This is a genomic window from Pseudomonas protegens (genome assembly GCF_003732485.1).
Taxonomy (GTDB): Bacteria; Pseudomonadota; Gammaproteobacteria; order Pseudomonadales; family Pseudomonadaceae; genus Aquipseudomonas; species Aquipseudomonas protegens_B.
In genome coordinates, this window is sequence record NZ_MOAK01000089.1 from 1 (window position 1) to 14,624 (window position 14,624).

Here is a 14,624-nt window from a genome sequence, read left to right on the forward strand (position 1 = left end):
GCGAGGGCAACTGCTTGCACCAGACCGACATAGCCAGTACCAAAAACGCTGACTTCCAAGGGAACGACCTCGTCCATGATGAGTGTTGGGTGAGGGAGTTGCTCACCTTCTGAAAAGGCGCGTGGCACATAGCCTCTATTGCGCTCTTTTTTTGACACTACCATACGGAAGAGACGTTTAATTGACGTTTTTTGGTGTTACATAAATGACGCTGGTTGTTTTGGTGAAGAGTTATTAAATAATAATACTATATAAAACAATAATTTAAGATCGATCATGATGGTCGTAATGGAAAGCGTCAAATACTTGTTCAGGTGTTCATAAAAAATAATAAATCCGACGAACGGTATATGAAAATGACAAAAAAATGATGCTTTTTCGCCACTATCGACTACCACCTCCCTTCGTGCGGGGAGCTTTTTGATCGTCTGGACAGGTTTTTTTGACAGGTTTTGTGGCGCTGAAAATTGGCAAAATTGATAGGTTTTATTCTGATTGTGTCTGTTTGGGAGTGTGCCGGGAGGTGGCCGTCGCTGCGACCGGGGAGTCAGACTAAAGTCGAGTTGGGGTGGGCGGGGCCATCTGCCATCATCGGCGGTCTTCATTGATTCAATCAATTCAACTTGCGATCGCTGATTCGCAGGATGGATTTCACCTGGGTCTTTCTTTACCTCGCGTCACTGATTTTCTGCTGGAGCCCGTTCATGCGTCCCCCTTTTCCTTTACTCAATCCGTGCCCACTCCTGGGCCTCGGAGCTGCCGTCCTGTGCGCAGGATTTGCCCCGCAGGCCCAGGCCGACGGCTTTTTCGAGGACAGCAGCGCCAAGCTGGAGTCACGCACGGTCTACTTCAATCGGGACTTTCGAGACGGTCACACCAGCACTGACCAGGGCGCTTCCAAGCGTGAAGAGTCGGCCCAGGGTTTCATTCTCAATCTGCAATCGGGATACACCGAAGGCACCGTGGGTTTTGGCCTGGATGCCTTGGGCATGCTGGGCATCAAGCTGGACTCCAGCCCTGACCGCAGCAACAGTGGGCTCTTGCCCTCCAGTGGGCACGACCCACGGGGTTCTGCGGATCAGTACGCCAAGCTGGGCTTGACCGCCAAGGTGCGGATGTCCCGGACCGTGTTCAAGTACGGTGCGCAACTGCCGGACCTGCCGCTGCTCAAGTACAACGACGGACGCCTGCTGCCGACGATGTTCAACGGTGCCGTGCTCACCTCCAAGGAGGTCAAGGGCCTGACCCTGACAGCCGCGCGCCTGAACCGGTACACCGCCCGGGACTCCACCGATGCCCAGGACATTCGCGTGCATTGCAAGAACAAGCGCTATGCCTGCAACACCACGGCGGACCACTTCGACACTTATGGCGTGGACTACAAGTTCAATGAGCGCCTGACCGGCCAGTACCACTACGCCGAACTGGAAGACATCTATCGCCAGCATTTTGTCGGCCTGTTGGCCAACCAACCGCTGGGGCCCGGCGTATTGAAGGGCGATTTGCGCCTGCTCAAGAGCGCCGACAGTGGCGCCGAGCGCGCCGGCAGCATCGACAACCGTGCCTTGAGCACCATGCTCGGCTACAGCCTGGGCGGCCATGTGTTCAGTGCCGGCTGGCAGCGCATGTATGGCGACAACTCGATGCCCTACCTCGATGGCAGCAATCCGTACCTGGTGAACTACGTCCAGGTCAACGACTTCGCCGCGATCCAGGAACGTTCCTGGCAACTGCGCTACGACTATGACTTCAAGGCGCTCGGCCTCAATGGCTTGAGCTTCCTGACCCGTTATGTCAGCGGTGACCACATCAAGGTGCCGGGCAGCCTGCGCGAAGGTCGCGAGTGGGAGCGCGACAGCGAGCTCAAGTACGTGGTGCAGAGCGGCACCTTCAAAGACGTGAGCCTGCGCCTGCGCAACGCCACTTACCGCAGCAACTACCAGAAGATCGCCCGTGACATGGACGAGACCCGCCTGATCGTCAGCTACAACTTCTCGTTGCTCTGACCAAGGCCCAGGAAAAGCACCACGGTGGCGCTGAATGTTGTAGGAGCTGGCTTGCCAGCGAAGGCGTCGCCCGAATCGGCGCAAGGCTGACGGGCCTCTTCGCCGGCAAGCCGGCTCCTACGGGTTGTGGTGAACTGTAGGAGCTGGCTTGCCAGCGAAGGCGGCGCCTAGAGTTGATGGCGGTAGGGCAGGTCGGGACCGGTCTTGCTGCAGGTGAGGGCCGCGGCGCGCACGGCAAAGCGCAATTGGGCATCGATCTGTTCGCGGCTCAGCCGTTCCAGGCCTTGCGGTGAATCCAGCCCGTGCTCGGTCAGCCAGGCGATCAACGCCGCCTGGAAGGTGTCACCGGCGCCCACGGTGTCGGCCACCTGCACCTGGGGCGAGGCCACCGACCAGCTGCCATGCCGTGCACTGAATACTGTGGCGCCCTGGCTGCCACGGGTCAGGAACACCAACTGCGCATGCTCTTGCAGCCAGCCCTGGATCAGTTCCTCGGGCGCCTGCCCGGGATACAACTGGGCCAGGTCCTCGTCGCTGACCTTGATCAGGTCGGCATGCTGCACCAGTTCACCGATACGTTGACGCCACAGCTGGATATCCGGCTGTGGGTTGAGTCGCACATTGGGATCGAGACTGATCAGGCGCCGCCCCCGCTCGCGGTGCACCAGGGCCAGCAGGGTGTCGGCAATCGGCTGCACTACCAGGGAAAACGAGCCGATATGCAAACCGCGCACGCTCGGGTCCAGCTCCGGCAGATGCTCCTGCAGCAGCTGGCGATCGGCACAGCCTTCGCCACGGAAGCTGTAGTGGGGCGAGCCGTCGGCGCCGACCGCCACCATGGCCAGGGTGGTGGGGGCGTCGAACTCGTGCAGGTACCGGGTGTTCACCCCTTCGTCCTGCAGTACCCGTCGCAGGCGCCGCCCCAGATAATCCCGGGAGAGCCCGGCCAGCAGGGCCACGTCAATGCCCAGGCGGCGCAGGCCCAGCGCCACGTTGAAGGGTGAGCCCCCGGCAATGGCCTGGAACTGCACTTTATTGGCTTGGGTACTTGCGTCATCGACGCTGAAAAAATCGAACAGCGCTTCGCCACACACCAGATACATAGTCATTCGCTCTTCAAAGGGTTGCCAGATGCTGTTGATAGCGTTCATACGCCGTCTCGTAAGCTTTCGCCTGTTCGGCCCGGGGCCAGGTCTGGCTGTCGAGGTCGAGGCTCACGCAGCGTTCACAGAGTTGCGCCAGGCTAAAGGCCGGGTCCGTCTGCCGTCCATGGCACCAGGCGGCCTGGATCGCCGCACCCAGGGCGGCGGCTTCGGCTTCGCGGGTGCAGATCACCGGGGTGTGCATGATATCGGCGACCATCTGCCGCCACAGCGGACTTTTTGAGCCGCCGCCGATCAGGCGGATGCTCTGGCTTTGCAAGCCATTGGCCCGCAGCAGATCGAGGCCGTAGCGCAGGCCGAAGGTGGTGCCCTCCAGAACCGCGCGGCACAGGTTGGCCTGGGTCAGGTTGTCCAGGGTCATGCCCTGCAGGCTGCCACGGGCGTGGGGTAGGGCGGGGACCCGCTCGCCATTGAAGAACGGCAGCAGGCACAAGCCCTCGGCGCCGATCGGCGCCTGGCCCGCCAAGCGGTTGAAGCTCTCCAGGTCCAGGTCCAGCAGTTGCCGCACCAGGGTGGTGGCGTTGGTCAGGTTCATGGTGCAGATCAGCGGCAGCCAGCCACCGCTGGAAGAGCAGAAGGACGCCACCGACGCGTGGCTGACCAGCGGCTGCTCGGCATAGGCATACAGGGTGCCGGAAGAGCCCAGGCTCATGGTGATGATGCCGGGCTCGATAGTGCCGGTGCCGATGGCCCCGAGCATGTTGTCGCCACCGCCGCTGGCCACCAGGGCCTGGGGGTTGATGCCCAGGAGCCCGGCCATCTGCGGCAGTATCCGCCCCACCGGCTGCTGGGCCTCGATCAGTTCCGGCAAGGCACGTTCCAGGCGCCCTTCGGGGTCGATATGGGCCAGCAGGGCCCGGTCCCAGTCACGGCTGCGGACATTGAAGTAACCGGTGCCGGAGGCGTCGCCGTATTCGCTGCAGCAGCGCCCGGTCAGCCAGAAGTTGAGGTAATCGTGGGGCAGCAGGATATGGGCGATACGCTGGAACACGGCGGGGTGCTGCTCCCGGGTCCACAACAGCTTCGACAGGGTGTAGCCCGGCGCCAGGGCGATACCCAGGCGCTCCAGGGACCCTTGCTCGCCCCCCAGGTGATCCAGCAGGCGCTGGTTCTCGGCCACGGTTTCGGTGTCGCACCAGAGCTTTGCCGGACGCAGCACCTGGCCTTGATCATCCAGCAGCACCAGGCCGTGCTGCTGGCCGGAGACCGCGAGGCCAAGAATGTCCCGGCCATCGACTCCGGCCGCCTGCAACGCCTGGTGGGTGGCGCTGATGCAGGCTTGCAGCCATTGCCCGGTGTCCTGCTCGCGACGGCCGTTGGCGCCGCTGATCAGGCGGTGGGGCGCGGCGCCCAGGCCCAGGACGGCGCCGCTGTGGCTGTCGAGGATCAGGGCCTTGGTGCCCTGGGTGCCACAATCGATACCCAGGTACAGCGCGGCGGTGCTCATCATGCGCTCCGTGATGGATGCGCCGGCTTGGCCAGCAGGCGTTCCAGGGTCCGGCTGACGCCATGCTCGCGCAGGCTGTTGAAGCAGCGCTCAAAGGCTTCGACGAACGCGGCGGACCTGGGGATGGCCGGGCCGAAGATTTCCTCCACCCCCAGCAGGCGCTGGGTCAGCAGGGTGTCGTCCGCCACCAGGGCCTGGCAGAACTCGGCCCGGGGATCGGGAATCCTGTAGCTCTCGCCGTTTTCGTCCACGCCCCGCAGGTACAGGGCCCAGGCGGCCACCACCAGGGCCGCCCGCTCGGTGTCGCGGCCATCGGCGATCAGGCGGTTGAGGGTCGGCACGGTGAACTTGGGAAACTTCGACGACCCGTCGCTGCACACCCGCTCCAACTGGTCGGCGATGGCCTGGTTGGAAAAGCGCTGGACCAGCGTGTCCTTGTAGGCCGCCAGGTCAATGCCCGGCACCGGCGCCAGTTGCGGGGTCACGTCCAGGTCCATGTAGGCGCGCATGTAGGCGACGAACAGCGGATCGTTCATGGTTTCGTGGACGAAGCGGTAACCCTTGAGAAAACCCAGGTAGGTCAGGGCCAGGTGGCTGCCGTTGAGCAGCTTGATCTTCATCTCTTCGTAGGGCGTGACGTCGTCGGTGAACTGCACGCCCACCTGTTCCCAGGCCGGGCGGCCGTTGACGAACTTGTCTTCCAGGACCCACTGCACAAAGGGCTCGCACACCACCGGCCAGGCGTCGTCGATGCCGTGCTGGTCGTGCAGTTGCAGGCGGTGGGCGGTGCTGGTCATGGGGGTGATGCGGTCCACCATGGCATTGGGAAAGCTCACTTGGGTGGCGATCCAGTCGTGCAGGTCGGCGTCGCGTCGGGCGGCAAAGGCCAGCAGCGCCTTGCGGGTCACGGCGCCGTTGTGCGGCAGGTTATCGCAGGACATCAGGGTGAAGGCCGCAATGCCCGCGGCGCGACGCTTGGCCAGGGCGGCACAGAGGAAGCCGAACACCGTGCGTGGCTGCTGGGGATGGGCCAGGTCGTGCTGGATCTGCGGCAGGTGGAGCATGAACTCGCCGCTGCTGTCATCGATGCAATAACCCCCTTCGGTGATGGTCAGGGAGACGATGCGGATCTGTGGGCTGGCCAGCTTGTCGATCAACGCCTGGGGGCCGTCCTCGGCCAGCAGCATCTGGCTGATGGAGCCGATCACCCGCACTTCGTGGTCGTCACCGTCCCCCAGTTCGAACAGGGTGTAGAGGCAGTCCTGGCCCGCCAGGTCGTCCCGGGCGCGGCGGTCTTCGGGGCGCAGGCCGACCCCGCAGATGCTCCAGTCCAGGCCCCAGCCCTGGTTCATCAGGGCGTCGGTGTAGTAGGCCTGGTGCGCCCGGTGAAAACCGCCGACGCCGATGTGCACGATGCCTTGGCGAGTGTCGGCGGCACTGTAGGCAGGCACCTGCACCTGGGACGGGAGCTGGTTGAGGTTGAAGCGATTGAGTTTCATGCATGGACTCTCGGTCATCGGGCGGCGGCCATCAGGCGGCGGCGCGCAGGGAACGGGGGACAGCGACGCCTTGGGCATCGAACAGGTGGCAATGCTCGGGGTCCAGGCGCAGGTGCAGTTGCTCGCCGTAGCGGCTGGCCAGATCGCCGCGGATGCGCAGGGTCAGTGCCTCGCCGGATGCACTGAGCACATGGCAGAAGGTGTCGCTGCCCAGGCGCTCGGCAACATCGGCGGTGACTTGCAGGCTGCCGGGGCCGGGCTCGCCCAGTTCCAGGTGTTCGGGGCGGATGCCCAGGGTGACCGGGCTGCCGACCTTGAGCTGCGGATGGCTTTGGCTCAGGCGCAGGCGTGCCCCGGCCTGCAGTTGCACCTCGCAACCCTGACCGTCCACCTGGCTGACGCTGCCCTTGAGAAAGCCCATCTTCGGCGTGCCGAGAAAGCCTGCGACAAACAGGTTGGCCGGGCAGTGATAGAGCTCCAGGGGCGAACCCACCTGTTCCACCCGGCCGCCGTTGAGCACCACCACCTTGTCCGCCAGGGTCATGGCTTCGACCTGATCGTGGGTCACGTAGATCATGGTGGCCTGCAGTTCCTTGTGCAGGCGCGCCAGCTCCAGGCGCATCTGCACCCGCAGTGCGGCATCGAGGTTGGACAGGGGTTCGTCGAAGAGGAAGATCTTCGGGTTGCGCACGATGGCCCGGCCGATGGCCACGCGCTGGCGCTGGCCGCCGGAGAGTTGCTTGGGCTTGCGTTCGAGCATCGGACCCAGTTCGAGAATGCGCGCCGCTTCATCGACCTTCTTCTGCACCTGGGCCTTGTCGACCCCGGCCAGGTCCAGGGCGAAGGACATGTTCTTGCGTACGCTCATGTGCGGGTACAGGGCGTAGGTCTGGAACACCATGGCCAGGTCGCGCTTGGCCGGGCTGACTTGGGTGATGTCGCGCCCGTCCAGCTCGATGCTGCCGCCGCTGACTTCCTCCAGGCCGGCAATCAGCCGCAACAGGGTGGACTTGCCGCAGCCCGAGGGGCCGACGAACACCACGAATTCCTTGTCGTTCACCTCAAGGTCGATGCCCTTGATGATCTCGAAGCCTTCGAAGCCTTTTTGCAGGTTGCTGATTTTCAGGTGAGCCATGGGATGTCTCCAGAATTCGAGGGTTACTTCACCGCGCCAAAGGACAGGCCGCGTACGAGCTGCTTCTGGCTGATCCAGCCGAAGATCAGGATCGGCGCGCAGGCCAGGGTCGAGACCGCCGAGAGCTTGGCCCAGAACAGCCCTTCGGGACTGGAATAGGAGGCGATCAGCGCGGTCAGCGGGGCGGCGTTGGAGGAGGTCAGGTTGAGCGACCAGAAGGCTTCGTTCCAGCACAGGATCAGTGACAACAGCGCGGTGGAGGCCAAGCCGCCCTTGGCAATGGGCATGAGTACCCGCAGCATCTCCTGGGCCAGGGTGGCGCCGTCCAGGCGGGCGGCTTCGAGGATGTCCCGGGGGATGTCCTTGAAGTAGGTGTAAACCATCCACACCACGATCGGCAGGTTGATCAGGGTGTAGATCACGATCAGCGCGATGCGCGTGTCCAGCAGGCCGAAACTCTTGGCCAGCAGGTAGATCGGCATTAGCACGCCCACCGGCGGCAGCATCTTGGTGGAGAGCATCCACAGCAGGGTTCGCTTGGTGTTGCGGGTTTCAAAGAAGGCCATGGAGTAGGCCGCCGGCACTGCGATCAGCAGGCACAGGGCCGTGGCGCTGAAGGAGATCACCACCGAGTTCCAGGCGAAGGACAGGTAATGGCTGCGTTCGTTGATGTGCAGGTAGTTCTCGAGCGTTGGCGTGAAGATGAACTGCGGCGGTGTGGCGAAGGCGTCGATCTCGCTCTTGAAACTGGTCAGCACCATCCAGAAGATCGGGAAGAAGATCAGGATCGCGATGGCCCAGGCCAGGGTGCCCAGTAGCAGGCTTTGCAGGCGTCGGGATTGTTGCAGGGTCATGGCGGGCACCTCAGCTCTGGTCAGTCAGGTTCTTGCCGATCATCCGTACCAGGATGATCGCGGCGATATTGGCGATGACCACGGCGATCAGGCCGCCGGCGGAAGCCATGCCCACGTCGAACTGCACCAGCGCCTGGTTGTAGATCAGGTACGCCAGGTTGGTCGAGGCGTAGCCCGGGCCGCCGTTGGTGGTGGTGAAGATTTCGGCGAAGACCGAGAGCAGGAAGATGGTTTCGATCATCACCACTACGGCGATGGGGCGCGCCAGGTGAGGCAGGGTCAGGTGCCAAAAGATCGCGATGGGACCGGCACCGTCCAGGCGCGCGGCCTCTTTCTGTTCCTGGTCCAGAGACTGCATGGCGGTCATCAGGATCAGGATGGCGAACGGCAGCCACTGCCAGGAAACGATGATGATGATCGACAGCAGCGGGTAGTGGGCCAGCCAGTCCACCGGCTGGGCGCCGAACAGTTTCCACAGCGCTGCCAGAATCCCCGAGACCGGGTGCAAGATCAGGTTCTTCCAGATCAGTGCGCCCACCGTGGGCATGATGAAGAACGGCGAGATCAGCAGGACCCGGACAATGCCCCGGCCGAGGAACTCGCTGGCCTCCAGCAGGGCGCTGATCAGCACCCCGAGTACCACGCTGATCAGCAGCACGCTGCCCACCAGCAACAAGGTGTTGGTGGCTCCGGGCATAAAGCCCGAATCGCTGAGGAAGTAGCTGAAGTTCTCCAGGCCCACGAACTGGTTTTCGCCGGGGTACAGCAGGTTGTAGCGGATCAGCGAAAAGTACAGGGTCATGCCCAGGGGCACGATCATCCACAGCAGCAACAACGCCACCGAGGGGCTGACCAGGAACCAGCCGGGGTTGGCCAGGCGGCGCTTGCGGGGGGCCGCCTGCACTTGCACATGGAGCTTGGCAGTCGAGGTATTCATGAGGATCACAACCAGTTGGGTATGAGGGGGCGCGACACTGCGCTGGCGTGGCCGGGCTGCGCGTAGGAGCTGGCTTGCCAGCGAAGGCGTCCTTGAACTGCGCAAGACTCAAGGGCCACTTCGCCGGCAAGCCGGCTCCTACAAGGCGTGCCGGGTTATTTCGGGTAGCCGGCGCGCTTCATTTCCCGCTCGGTGGTCTGCTGCGCCGCGGCCAGGGCCTGGTCCACGGTGGTCTGGCCGATCAGCGCCGCGGAAAACAGCTTGCCGACCTGGGTGCCAATGGCCTGGAACTCGGGAATGGTCACCAACTGGATACCGATGTAGGGCACCGGCTTGAGGGTCGGCTTGCTCGGGTCCACCGCCTTCAGCGATTCCAGGGTGATCCGGGCGAACGGCGCGGCGCTCATGTAGGCCTGGCTGTAGGTGGAGGCGCGGGTGCCCGGTGGCACGTTGGCGATGCCGTCCTTCTCGGCCACCAGGGCTGCGTATTCCTTGGAGGTGGCCCAGGTGGTGAAGGTCTTCGCGGCGTCCTTGGCCTTGGAACTGGCGGGGATCGCCAGGGACCAGGAATACAGCCAGGCGCTGCCCTTGTCGGTGACCTGATGTGGCGCGTAGGTGAAGCCCACCTGCTCGGCGACCTTGCTCTGGCTCTTGTCGGTGACAAAGGAGCCGGCCACGCTGGCGTCGACCCAGATCGCGCACTTGCCGCTGTTGAACAGCGCCAGGTTTTCATTGAAACCGTTGCTCGAGGCCCCGGGCGGGCCGGACTTCTTCATGTTGTCGACATAGAAGCTCAGGGCGTTCTTCCATTCTGGCCCGGCGAACTCGGGCTGCCATTGTTCATCGAACCAGCGTGCGCCGTAGCTGTTGGCCAGGGTGGTGATCAGGGCCATGTTCTCGCCCCAGCCGGCCTTGCCCCGCAGGCACAGGCCGTATTGCTCCTGGTCGGGCTTGTTGAGCTTGGCGGCGAATTCGCCGATCTGCTCCCAGGTCGGCCGCTCGGGCATGCTCAGGCCGGCCTCCTTGAACAGGTCGGTGCGGTAGTAGGTCATGGAGCTTTCGGCGTAGAACGGCAGGGCGTAGAGAGTGCCCTTGACCGACAGGCCCTCGCGCACCGAAGGGAAGACATCGTCCAGCTCATAGCTGGCCGGCAGGTCCTGCATCGGTTGCAGCCAGCCCTTGGCGCCCCAGAGTGCGGCTTCGTACATGCCGATGGTGAGCACGTCGAATTGCCCGCCCTGGGTGGCGATGTCGGTGGTCAGGCGCTGGCGCAGGACGTTTTCTTCCAGCACCACCCAGTTCAGCTTGATCTCCGGGTGCTCGGCCTCGAAGGTCTTGGACAGGCGTTGCATGCGGATCATGTCGCTGTTGTTGACGGTGGCGATGGTCAGGGTCTGGGCGCCGAAGGTGACGCTGCTGAGGGTCATGCAGGTGGTGAGGAGCAGGGCTTGGGTGCAAGGTTTCATCGGTCACTCCTGTTCTGCACCGGTGAGGGCGGCAGAAGGGCGGTTATTGTTGTTATGTCTTCCGGATGCCGGGAAGAATGTGGGCTGATTACAGCCCTCAACGACCGCGCTGACAAATCATCCATAACACTCAAACCGATACTTTTTTGCACTGCGCTGAAATCCTTCGTCCGGCGCCAGCCGCCATTGGCCAAGGATTGGTCCGGCCAGGCCGGGAAAAATCGGGAAAATTGCGTATTGATTTGCTGCGATGCCGGGCATGCTCAGGCTCGCCGGGGGAAAGCCGCGTAGAACGGCGGCGAGGCCCTGGGCAAAAGGGCTTCGCCTTGTGGGGTGGGTCAGAACGAATAGCTGGCTGTCATGATCGCCGAGCGTGCATCGCCGTATTCGATGGCCGAGGAGCGGGCGGTCGAGCCGTTCTGCTGGCGTACCCGTTCTACATAGTCTTTGTCGAACAGGTTATTGACGTTCAGTTGCAGGTCGAGATTGCGGTTGACCTTGTAGCTGAGCATGGCGTTGTGTACCCAGTAGGCGTCCAGCTTGGCCTGGGTGCTGGAGGTGACGTTGCGTTCGCTGACATAACGAGTGCCGTAACCCAGGGTCCAGCCAGCCGGCCATTCGTAGGTGGTCCAGAGGTTGAGCGAGCGCGGTGGGGTATTGCCCAGGGCTTGGCCCTTGCGGGCGATCCCGGAAGCGGTGTCCGCGGCCTTCAGGGTCTCGCTGTTGAGGAAGGTGTAGTTGGCGAACAGGTTCCAATGCTCGGTCACACGCCCCGTGAGGCCCAGCTCGACGCCCTGTACCCGCTTCTTGCCGGCCAGTTGGGTGGAACCGTCGGACATGGTTTCCCGGGCATTGCTCTTCTCCACGCGAAACAGCGCGGCGTCCAGCTCCAGGCGCTTGTCCAGCAGTTCCCACTTGGTGCCCAGCTCCCAGGTTGCGTTCTTCTCCGGCGCCAGCTCCTCGGTATTGGCGTTCAGGCCGCTGCCGGTCGAGGCGAGGTTCTCGGCGGAGGGGTTGAAGGAGTTGCCCCAGGCGGCATAGATCCGCCCGTTCTCGGTTGGCTTGAACACCAGGCCGGTGCGGGCGCTGACCTTGGCGTCATCGGAGGCGCGCTTCGAGGTTTTCACATGGGCCCCGGAGTAGCTATCGGCCTTGCCGCGGATCTTGTCATAGCGCAGGCCCAGGTTGAGGTCCCATTGTTCATGCAGGGCGATGTTGTCGAACAGGTACAGCGCCTGGTCCGTCAGGCGAGTCTCGGTGTAGCCGCCGGTGGTCTTGCTGATCGGACCATTCCAGCGTCCGGGTGGATGGCCCAGGTCATAGCCGAGGGCCGGGTACAGGGTGCTGCCCAGGCCGTGACTATAGGTCTTCAGGTCCAGGGTTTCGTGAGACAGCTCCAGGCCCACCGTCAGATCATGGCGCATCCCGGCGAGCTCGAAATCGCCGATGAGGTTGCTCTGGTTGATCCACATCTCGGTGGTAGCGTCACGCCCATAGGCCTGGGGGCCCGCCGGCAAGTAGCGGCCCGGCGGGACACGGCTGGTGTTGGTATGGGACGCGGAGACAATGGTGTCGCGTGCGGTGTGGCTGTAGCGCGTCAGGTTCTGCAGGCGCAGGTAGTTGTTGAACTCATGCTCGAAGTTGGCGGTGAAGGCGCTCTGCTCGATCTGTTCCTTGTCGAGGTTCTTCCAGCCGAAGTAGGCATCGCGCTTGACGCCGGCCAGCCTCTTGCCGTCGCGCGCCGGCACGCCGTAGTCGGGGAGGTTGTCATCGCTTTGGTGGAAGGCGCTGAGGGTCAGGCGGGTGGTGTCGTTGAAACCCAGGCGCAATGACGGAGCAATACCCCAGCGCTGGCGCTCGATCTTCTCGCGGCCGGGCACATCGTTCTGATGCCCCATCAGGTTGATGCGCAGCGCACTGTCGGTGCCGACGCCTTGAAGCGGCTGGTTGCCGTCCAGGGTCAACCGGTAGTAGTGGTCGCTGCCAAGACTGCCGCCCAGACGGGTGAAAGCCTGGTCCTTGGGCTGCTTGCTGACCACGTTGATGCTGCCGCCGGTGGTGCCGGCACCGCCGAATACCGAGTTGGGGCCCTTGATGACCTCGACCTGTTCGACGTTGAACGTGTCGGAACGGTTGCTTTGCGCGCTGTCGCGCAGGCCGTCGATCTGTAGGTTGCTGTTGGCCGAAAAGCCGCGGATGTTGATGCTGTCTCCCGAGCCGCCGCCACCTTCGCCGGCGTTGAAGGTGATGCCGGAGACGTTGGACAGCACCTGGCGCAGGTTCAGCGCCTGCTGCTCCTGGATCACCTGCGAGGGGATCGTGGTAATGGTTTGCGGAGTATCCAGAAGAGGTGCGACGTATTTGCTGGAGGACGAGCGCTCGACCTTGTAGCCGCGATGCTCTTGGGCCTCGATCTTGATGCTGTCCAGTTGCAGCGGTTTTTGCTGTTCTGCGGCGCCGCCAACGCCTGGCACGGAGGCGATCGCGAAGCCGATGGTGGAGGCCAGAAAGTGGCGTGGTGGCAAGGCAGGTGGGGATTTTTTATTCATTGGAATCACTCGTTTGCTTGATGAGATCAAATCGCAATCGAGACTAATTCCTAATAACTGTGCATTCAATGATGCTTATGCAGACCTGGCTACATTCAGTCTTTTCCTAGCAACTCTTGGGATAAATCACTTCCTTATGGGTATTTATCTTGTCCTGGTGGCGACCATTTCAGCGTGGTCTCGGGTTTACTTCTGAACATCGGACGCAGTCCGCTGCTACCCGGCCCTGGCTGGCGGAGAGTGGCAAGTGGCATGCAGGGGGGGACCAAAGCCCACTGGCTTTTTCCCGGTCACTGCCTAAGATGGCCGTCCTAACCCTTTGTCCAGGAAGCCGTTGGCCACGATGTCGGAAAAAGACACCATCTCCATGCAACTGGTGCGCGAGGCCCTGCTGCAAAGCTGCGCGCCGGGCGCCGCCACCGATGAAGTGCTGCTCAAGGTCGGCATCGATCCGGCGGGCCTGCAGCAGGGCAGGGCTCGGGTCCCGGCCAGTGCCTACGCACGACTCTGGCGCCTGCTGGCCCGACGCCTGGACGATGAGTTCTTCGGCATGGACCCGCGCAAGCTGAAATCCGGTAGCCTGGCCTTCCTCTGTCGCTCGGCCATGGCCCAGCCGACCCTGGCCAGCGGGCTGGACTCGGTGCTGGGCTTTCTGTCGCTGATGTTCGAGCGCCTGCCGGCACAACTGGTGCACCAGCAGAGCCTGGCGGAAATCGTCCTGCTGGAGGATGAACACGAGCCGCGGCGGGCCTTCACCTACTTCACCTACTGGATGATCGTCCACGGCGTGGCCTGCTGGCTGGCGGGCCGACGGATTCCGATCCTGGCCATCGAACTGCGCTGCCCACGCCCGGATTTCTGCGACGACTACCGGGTAATGTTCTCCGACAACCTGCGCTTCGAGCGGCCGCGCACGCGGATGATCATCGCCGCCGACTGCCTGGACCTGCCGATCAAGCGCAGCGAGGAAGAGCTCAAGCGCTTTCTGGCCCATGCCCCGGCCAATATCCTGGTCAAGTACCGCGACCCCGAAAGCCTGGCCAGCCGCATCAAGCAGCAGTTGCGGCAACTGCCAGGGGAGCAGTGGCCGGAGAGCGAAAGCCTGGCCCAGAGCCTGTGCATGTCCGCCTCGACCCTGCGCCGGCGCCTGGCCGAGGAAGGTCAGAGCTACCAGGCGCTCAAGGACAGCGTGCGCAAGGAACTGGCGATTGTCTGGCTGGCCGAGCCGCAGATCAGCTTTGCCGAGATTGCCGGGCGCCTGGGGTTCGCCGACACCAGCTCGTTCTACAAGGCCTTTCGCAAATGGTCGGGCTCCAACCCCGGGCATTACCGTAGCCTGATCCTCAACGACCCGGACCTCTCGTAGGAGCCGGCTTGCCGGCGAAGAGGCCCGCAAGCCTTGCGCCGCCCGGGCCGACGCCTTCGCTGGCAAGCCAGCTCCTACACAGGCGGTAACCCCATCTCCCCCGTAGGAGCCGGCTTGCCGGCGAAGAGGCCCGCAAGCCTTGCACCGCCTGGGCCGACGCCTTCGCTGGCAAGCCAGCTCCTACACAGGCGGTAACCCCATC

Annotated in this window: 10 protein-coding genes; 2 read left to right on the plus strand and 8 right to left on the minus strand. The window is 63.3% G+C overall.

Annotated elements, in window-relative coordinates:
• Nucleotides 1–704: 704 nt before the first annotated feature.
• Nucleotides 705–2,006 (plus strand): OprD family porin, encoded by a 1,302-nt coding sequence (locus BLX41_RS31775; protein ID WP_123728062.1) that lies wholly within the window; start codon nt 705–707, stop codon nt 2,004–2,006.
• 167 nt (nt 2,007–2,173) lie between these two features.
• Here the strand turns inward: BLX41_RS31775 and BLX41_RS31780 are convergent, their stop codons facing one another.
• The 8 genes from BLX41_RS31780 to BLX41_RS31815 form a co-directional block, all read right to left on the minus strand.
• Nucleotides 2,174–3,109 carry a carbohydrate kinase family protein gene (locus tag BLX41_RS31780; RefSeq protein WP_123728063.1) on the minus strand — a complete coding sequence of 312 codons (936 nt, stop codon included), beginning with the start codon at nt 3,107–3,109 and terminating at the stop codon, nt 2,174–2,176.
• A 13-nt stretch (nt 3,110–3,122) separates the two neighbouring features.
• On the minus strand, nt 3,123–4,616 hold the full coding sequence (gene xylB / locus BLX41_RS31785; protein WP_123728064.1) for a xylulokinase: 1,494 nt from the start codon (nt 4,614–4,616) through the stop codon (nt 3,123–3,125).
• Nucleotides 4,616–6,115 (minus strand): mannitol dehydrogenase family protein, encoded by a 1,500-nt coding sequence (locus BLX41_RS31790; RefSeq protein ID WP_123728065.1) that lies wholly within the window; start codon nt 6,113–6,115, stop codon nt 4,616–4,618. The genes xylB and BLX41_RS31790 overlap by 1 nt, the downstream gene beginning before the upstream one ends.
• Before the next feature lie 31 nt (nt 6,116–6,146).
• Nucleotides 6,147–7,250: an ABC transporter ATP-binding protein gene (locus BLX41_RS31795; protein ID WP_123728066.1), complete on the minus strand. Its 1,104-nt coding sequence runs from the start codon at nt 7,248–7,250 to the stop codon at nt 6,147–6,149.
• 23 nt (nt 7,251–7,273) lie between these two features.
• On the minus strand, nt 7,274–8,104 hold the full coding sequence (locus BLX41_RS31800; RefSeq protein ID WP_123728067.1) for a carbohydrate ABC transporter permease: 831 nt from the start codon (nt 8,102–8,104) through the stop codon (nt 7,274–7,276).
• A 10-nt stretch (nt 8,105–8,114) separates the two neighbouring features.
• Complete coding sequence (locus BLX41_RS31805; RefSeq protein ID WP_123728068.1) at nt 8,115–9,041, minus strand: carbohydrate ABC transporter permease; 927 nt, start codon at nt 9,039–9,041, stop codon at nt 8,115–8,117.
• A 155-nt stretch (nt 9,042–9,196) separates the two neighbouring features.
• Entirely contained in the window at nt 9,197–10,468 is a 1,272-nt protein-coding gene (locus tag BLX41_RS31810; protein ID WP_259745469.1) for an ABC transporter substrate-binding protein, read from the minus strand.
• A 377-nt stretch (nt 10,469–10,845) separates the two neighbouring features.
• Complete coding sequence (locus BLX41_RS31815) at nt 10,846–13,056, minus strand: TonB-dependent receptor (protein WP_123728070.1); 2,211 nt, start codon at nt 13,054–13,056, stop codon at nt 10,846–10,848.
• A gap of 343 nt (nt 13,057–13,399) precedes the next feature.
• Between BLX41_RS31815 and BLX41_RS31820 the strand changes: the two genes are divergently transcribed.
• Nucleotides 13,400–14,422, plus strand: coding sequence for an AraC family transcriptional regulator (locus BLX41_RS31820; protein ID WP_123728071.1), 1,023 nt, complete (start codon nt 13,400–13,402; stop codon nt 14,420–14,422).
• Nucleotides 14,423–14,624 lie beyond the last annotated feature (202 nt).

What these genes read in the sequence shown, in the direction of transcription:
- BLX41_RS31805 (WP_123728068.1), bottom strand. Translation starts at nt 9,041, where the DNA reads ATGAATACCTCGACTGCCAAGCTCCATGTGCAAGTGCAGGCGGCCCCC.
- BLX41_RS31780 (WP_123728063.1), bottom strand. Translation starts at nt 3,109, where the DNA reads ATGTATCTGGTGTGTGGCGAAGCGCTGTTCGATTTTTTCAGCGTCGAT.
- BLX41_RS31795 (WP_123728066.1), bottom strand. Translation starts at nt 7,250, where the DNA reads ATGGCTCACCTGAAAATCAGCAACCTGCAAAAAGGCTTCGAAGGCTTC.
- BLX41_RS31815 (WP_123728070.1), bottom strand. Translation starts at nt 13,056, where the DNA reads ATGAATAAAAAATCCCCACCTGCCTTGCCACCACGCCACTTTCTGGCC.
- BLX41_RS31790 (WP_123728065.1), bottom strand. Translation starts at nt 6,115, where the DNA reads ATGAAACTCAATCGCTTCAACCTCAACCAGCTCCCGTCCCAGGTGCAG.
- xylB (WP_123728064.1), bottom strand. Translation starts at nt 4,616, where the DNA reads ATGAGCACCGCCGCGCTGTACCTGGGTATCGATTGTGGCACCCAGGGC.
- BLX41_RS31820 (WP_123728071.1), top strand. Translation starts at nt 13,400, where the DNA reads ATGTCGGAAAAAGACACCATCTCCATGCAACTGGTGCGCGAGGCCCTG.
- BLX41_RS31800 (WP_123728067.1), bottom strand. Translation starts at nt 8,104, where the DNA reads ATGACCCTGCAACAATCCCGACGCCTGCAAAGCCTGCTACTGGGCACC.
- BLX41_RS31775 (WP_123728062.1), top strand. Translation starts at nt 705, where the DNA reads ATGCGTCCCCCTTTTCCTTTACTCAATCCGTGCCCACTCCTGGGCCTC.
- BLX41_RS31810 (WP_259745469.1), bottom strand. Translation starts at nt 10,468, where the DNA reads ATGACCCTCAGCAGCGTCACCTTCGGCGCCCAGACCCTGACCATCGCC.